The 4,436-nt window shown below is 36.3% G+C and carries 3 protein-coding genes and 19 tRNA genes; 21 read left to right on the forward strand and 1 reads right to left on the reverse strand.

The annotated features are described in order from the left end of the window. The first annotated feature begins 326 nt into the window (after window positions 1-326). The 21 genes from CLPUN_RS04930 (at window position 327) to CLPUN_RS05030 (ending at window position 3,909) form a co-directional block, all read left to right on the forward strand. Window positions 327-938 carry an XTP/dITP diphosphatase gene (locus CLPUN_RS04930; protein WP_077846244.1) on the forward strand — a complete coding sequence of 204 codons (612 nt, stop codon included), beginning with the start codon at window positions 327-329 and terminating at the stop codon, window positions 936-938. 168 nt (window positions 939-1,106) lie between these two features. Continuing rightward, window positions 1,107-1,586 (forward strand): metallophosphoesterase, encoded by a 480-nt coding sequence (locus CLPUN_RS04935; protein WP_077846245.1) that lies wholly within the window; start codon window positions 1,107-1,109, stop codon window positions 1,584-1,586. Between the two features lie 279 nt (window positions 1,587-1,865). Beyond that, a tRNA-Pro gene (locus CLPUN_RS04940) sits at window positions 1,866-1,941 on the forward strand. A 29-nt stretch (window positions 1,942-1,970) separates the two neighbouring features. Further along, window positions 1,971-2,044, forward strand: a tRNA-Gly gene (locus tag CLPUN_RS04945). A 164-nt stretch (window positions 2,045-2,208) separates the two neighbouring features. Then, window positions 2,209-2,285, forward strand: a tRNA-Arg gene (locus tag CLPUN_RS04950). A gap of 6 nt (window positions 2,286-2,291) precedes the next feature. Further along, window positions 2,292-2,367, forward strand: a tRNA-Pro gene (locus CLPUN_RS04955). A 30-nt stretch (window positions 2,368-2,397) separates the two neighbouring features. Beyond that, window positions 2,398-2,471, forward strand: a tRNA-Gly gene (locus tag CLPUN_RS04960). Window positions 2,472-2,506: 35 nt separating this feature from the next. Then, window positions 2,507-2,583 (forward strand) — tRNA-Arg (locus CLPUN_RS04965). Between the two features lie 5 nt (window positions 2,584-2,588). After that, window positions 2,589-2,664 (forward strand) — tRNA-His (locus CLPUN_RS04970). Window positions 2,665-2,667: 3 nt separating this feature from the next. Continuing rightward, window positions 2,668-2,742 (forward strand) — tRNA-Gln (locus CLPUN_RS04975). Window positions 2,743-2,746: 4 nt separating this feature from the next. Beyond that, window positions 2,747-2,822, forward strand: a tRNA-Lys gene (locus CLPUN_RS04980). Between the two features lie 7 nt (window positions 2,823-2,829). Further along, a tRNA-Leu gene (locus tag CLPUN_RS04985) sits at window positions 2,830-2,914 on the forward strand. A gap of 5 nt (window positions 2,915-2,919) precedes the next feature. Continuing rightward, a tRNA-Gly gene (locus tag CLPUN_RS04990) sits at window positions 2,920-2,994 on the forward strand. A gap of 29 nt (window positions 2,995-3,023) precedes the next feature. Next, a tRNA-Gly gene (locus CLPUN_RS04995) sits at window positions 3,024-3,097 on the forward strand. Between the two features lie 22 nt (window positions 3,098-3,119). After that, window positions 3,120-3,195: transfer RNA gene (locus CLPUN_RS05000), tRNA-Lys, on the forward strand. Window positions 3,196-3,261: 66 nt separating this feature from the next. Next, window positions 3,262-3,336, forward strand: a tRNA-Gln gene (locus tag CLPUN_RS05005). A gap of 5 nt (window positions 3,337-3,341) precedes the next feature. Then, a tRNA-Lys gene (locus CLPUN_RS05010) sits at window positions 3,342-3,417 on the forward strand. 7 nt (window positions 3,418-3,424) lie between these two features. Continuing rightward, window positions 3,425-3,509, forward strand: a tRNA-Leu gene (locus CLPUN_RS05015). 7 nt (window positions 3,510-3,516) lie between these two features. Further along, window positions 3,517-3,591: transfer RNA gene (locus tag CLPUN_RS05020), tRNA-Gly, on the forward strand. A 29-nt stretch (window positions 3,592-3,620) separates the two neighbouring features. Further along, a tRNA-Gly gene (locus tag CLPUN_RS05025) sits at window positions 3,621-3,694 on the forward strand. Between the two features lie 138 nt (window positions 3,695-3,832). After that, a tRNA-Arg gene (locus CLPUN_RS05030) sits at window positions 3,833-3,909 on the forward strand. Window positions 3,910-4,148: 239 nt separating this feature from the next. Here the strand turns inward: CLPUN_RS05030 and CLPUN_RS05035 are convergent. After that, window positions 4,149-4,436: IS3 family transposase (locus tag CLPUN_RS05035; RefSeq protein ID WP_143328978.1), on the reverse strand; the 288-nt coding region annotated here is incomplete at its 5' end.

The raw sequence follows: 4,436 nt of genomic DNA on the forward strand, positions 1-4,436 counted from the left end.
CCGATACGAACGTCATATAAAATGGGTTTTATTAGCTTATTTAATAGATGAATTTAATAAAAAACAGCAAGGAATAAAATCAAGAAAATATCCTTGGAACCTTTGATTCCTATGAATATTTTCTTAAGTAACTATTTGTGAAAATTAGTTATTCAACAACCTAATATACTAATATAGCAGCTGGTATGTTTGCAGGAAAAGGATAGATAGGTACATATGTTTTAATAAATATATATGGTTTTGGTGTGGAAATCAATTGAGAGTTATACGTAAAATATTAATATTATCTATATTAATTAGATGTGATTATTAGGAGGAAATGTACAATGAAAAGATTAATATTAGCAAGTAATAATAAAAAAAAGATAATGGAAATGAAAGAAATATTAAAAGAATTAGATATAGAGGTCAAATCTTTAGAAAATGAAAACATTAATATAGATGTAATAGAAGACGGGGAAACCTTTGAAGAAAATGCAAAGAAAAAAGCAAAAGAAATATATGCATTCTTATTAAAAAGAGGGGACAAAGATTTTATTGTTTTGGCGGATGATTCCGGATTAGCTGTTGATTATTTAAATGGAGAACCAGGAATATATTCAGCTAGGTACGCAGGGGAACATGGGAATGACGCAAAAAATAATGAAAAGCTTCTACAGAAGTTAAGTGGAGTACCAAAAGAAAATAGAGGAGCTAGGTTTATTTGCCAATTAGCAATGTTTACAGACCGAGGAGAGTATTTCGAAGTCACAGGAGAGGTAAAGGGGTATATAATAGAAGAACTCCATGGAGCAGGAGGATTTGGATATGATCCATTATTCTTTTATGAGCAATTAAATAAAACCTTTGGAGAATTAATTCCAGAAGAAAAAAATCAAATTAGCCATAGAGGTAATGCATTAAAAGAATTGAAAAGAATTATTCATGAGTTTTTATAGTTGAGTATAAATTGATTAAGTAGGATTATCTTATTAAGATGATAAAATTCAATTATGTATGGGTAAGAATAGTGGCAAAGTTACATTGATAGTTGTTATATCATAGCAATAATTTGTTTTGAGTTAATAAGATTGATTAAGATATTTCCAAAGGAGGAATAGGATTATATGTTGATTGCAGTAGTTAGCGATACGCATAGAATGATTAAATATATTAATTCAGCTAAGGAATTAATAAAGGATGCCGATATATTAATACATTTAGGTGATAATATTGAGGATGTTGAACTATTGGAACAAGGTTTTAAAGGTGAAGTATATGTAGTTGCAGGAAATTGTGATTACTCAAGAAAATATCCTAAAGAAACTATTATAGAGGTGAATGGACGAAAAATATTTTTTACACATGGAGATTTATACGGTGTAAAAAGCTCTATAAATAATATCTATTATAGGGGAAGAGAATTAGAGGTTGATATTGTATTATTTGGCCATACTCATCAGCAATTAATAGAAGATGAAGGAGGAATTATATTAATGAATCCAGGCAGTATATCACTTCCAAAATCTAAAGGAAGATGCGTCGGCTTTATAGAAATTAATGATGCTGGAAAGATTGACACATATTTAAGGGAAATTAGAATATAAAAGTTAGATTTGTTATTTAATTTTAGGTCATAAAAATGATTAGCCGATTGTTATTTTAATAATTTGGCTAATTATTTTAATTTTATATTAAATGAATTTTACTTATAATATCCTTTTTATTAATGGGCTTGGCAGTCCCAATAAGACCATTTTATATGTTTTTTTGAAGAATTATTATGAAAATATCAAAAAAGGTATTGACGAAACAGATTTGATATTGTAGAATAATCCTTGTCGCTAGAGAGAAAAGCGATGAGCAAGAAAACAAGCTTTGAATATCGGGGTGTGGCGCAGCTGGGAGCGCGCGTCGTTTGGGACGATGAGGTCGCAGGTTCAATCCCTGTCACCCCGACCACTTAAACTATTATTTGAAAAATAATATGTGCGGGTATCGTATATCGGTAATACTCCAGCCTTCCAAGCTGGAAAGGTGGGTTCGATTCCCACTACCCGCTCCATTGAAATTTTATCAAATTAGATGTAGTTGAAAAAAGTGTTGACAAAGTTTGAAGAACAGGTTACAATAAAAACCGTTCTGAAACAAAAGCAAACAAAAATGGTTGACAAAACCACGGAGACGAGATATAATAATAAACGTCTTAAAAAACAAAAAAATAAATATGCGTTTTTAGCTCAGCTGGATAGAGCAACGCCCTTCTAAGGCGTGGGCCAGGGGTTCGAATCCCTTAAAACGCACCATTAAGTCGGGGTGTGGCGCAGCTGGGAGCGCGCGTCGTTTGGGACGATGAGGTCGCAGGTTCAATCCCTGTCACCCCGACCATTTAAAACAATCTCTGAAAATGTAATATATGCGGGTATCGTATATCGGTAATACTCCAGCCTTCCAAGCTGGAAAGGTGGGTTCGATTCCCACTACCCGCTCCATACAAACTTTAAGTTTGTAGCACATATGAAAAAATGCGTTTTTAGCTCAGCTGGATAGAGCAACGCCCTTCTAAGGCGTGGGCCAGGGGTTCGAATCCCTTAAAACGCACCATTATGGTGAACGTAGTTCAGTTGGTAGAGCGCCAGTTTGTGGCACTGGTTGTCGTGGGTTCGAGTCCCATCGTTCACCCCATGTAGGGATATCGCCAAGCGGTAAGGCAATGGACTTTGACTCCATTATTCGTAGGTTCGAATCCTGCTATCCCTGCCACTTTGGTTCACTAGCTCAGTCGGTAGAGCACATGACTTTTAATCATGGTGTCCCGGGTTCGATTCCCGGGTGAGCCACCAAATTTATGCAGGTGTGGCGGAATTGGCAGACGCACTAGACTTAGGATCTAGCGCCTAACGGTGTAAGAGTTCGACTCTCTTCATCTGCACCAAATGAGCGGAAATGACTCAACGGTAGAGTGCCACCTTGCCAAGGTGGAGGCTGCGGGTTCGAATCCCGTTTTCCGCTCCATTTTATTTAATATTTGATGCAAATTACATGCGGGTATCGTATATCGGTAATACTCCAGCCTTCCAAGCTGGAAAGGTGGGTTCGATTCCCACTACCCGCTCCATTTTTATGTTTACAAATAATATGCGTGATTAGCTCAGTTGGTAGAGCACCTGACTCTTAATCAGGGTGTCCAGGGTTCGAATCCCTGATGACGCACCAATGGTAAATATATTTCTAACAATTTGTTGGGATATTTGGAATGGACTAATATCTTTATTCCATTATAGGGATATCGCCAAGCGGTAAGGCAATGGACTTTGACTCCATTATTCGTAGGTTCAAATCCTGCTATCCCTGCCATTCATGGTTCACTAGCTCAGTCGGTAGAGCACATGACTTTTAATCATGGTGTCCCGGGTTCGATTCCCGGGTGAGCCACCAAATTTATGCAGGTGTGGCGGAATTGGCAGACGCACTAGACTTAGGATCTAGCGCCTAACGGTGTAAGAGTTCGACTCTCTTCATCTGCACCAAAAATGAGCGGAAATGACTCAACGGTAGAGTGCCACCTTGCCAAGGTGGAGGTTGCGGGTTCGAATCCCGTTTTCCGCTCCAATTATGCCAAAACAAAATAAATTATATATGCGGGTATCGTATATCGGTAATACTCCAGCCTTCCAAGCTGGAAAGGTGGGTTCGATTCCCACTACCCGCTCCAACAAACAACTGTAAACAGTTGTTTTTATTTATATACAAATAAATTAATATATCCCATAGCTAGCATCCATAAAACTCCAACTTCTACAAGTTTGAGATAATAGCAGCACGCTTCTGGGTAAGTTTAACTAAGATTCATGCACTTGTAGTTCAGTTGGATAGAGCGTTGGACTTCGAATCCAGAAGTCGTGGGTTCGAATCCCACCAAGTGCACCATAAAAGTAAGCGTAAAAAAATTAACGGGTAGATAAATGTAAACCTCTATTGCTAAAATTAACATAGATTTTAACAATGGAGGTGGAGTGCTCTGAGTAGAATAGACATATAGAAAGTACGTTTTTCTTTGATTTCCTTAGAATATTATAAATCACTATTTATTATTCATAATATTTAAAATAATTCAAATATTAGTAAACTTGTAGTTGTAATTGCCCTACCCAAGAATGATTCAATTATTACGATGCGGCCTTTAGGCCAAGGTAGTAATCCTTTTTAAATTCTCTTGGAGAGTTATAGTCTAGAGTTGAATGTAACCTTCTTGAATTATAGAATAACTCTATATATTCAACAACAGTTGTTCTAGCCTCAGCTCTAGTTTTAAATTTTATTCCATACAATTTGTCCTTTTTTAAAGATGCAAAAAATGTCTCAGCGCAGGCATTATCAAAACAACAACCTTTAGCACTCATGCTTTGAAAGAAACTATTTTTTCTTAACAAATCTTGATAATCGTAGGAAGCATA

Origin of the sequence: Clostridium puniceum (genome assembly GCF_002006345.1) — a bacterium.
Classification (GTDB): Bacteria; Bacillota; Clostridia; order Clostridiales; family Clostridiaceae; genus Clostridium; species Clostridium puniceum.

Bases quoted from the DNA above. Each gene is read 5' to 3' on its own strand.
- CLPUN_RS04930 (WP_077846244.1), top strand. From the start codon at position 327: ATGAAAAGATTAATATTAGCAAGTAATAATAAAAAAAAGATAATGGAA.
- CLPUN_RS04935 (WP_077846245.1), top strand. From the start codon at position 1,107: ATGTTGATTGCAGTAGTTAGCGATACGCATAGAATGATTAAATATATT.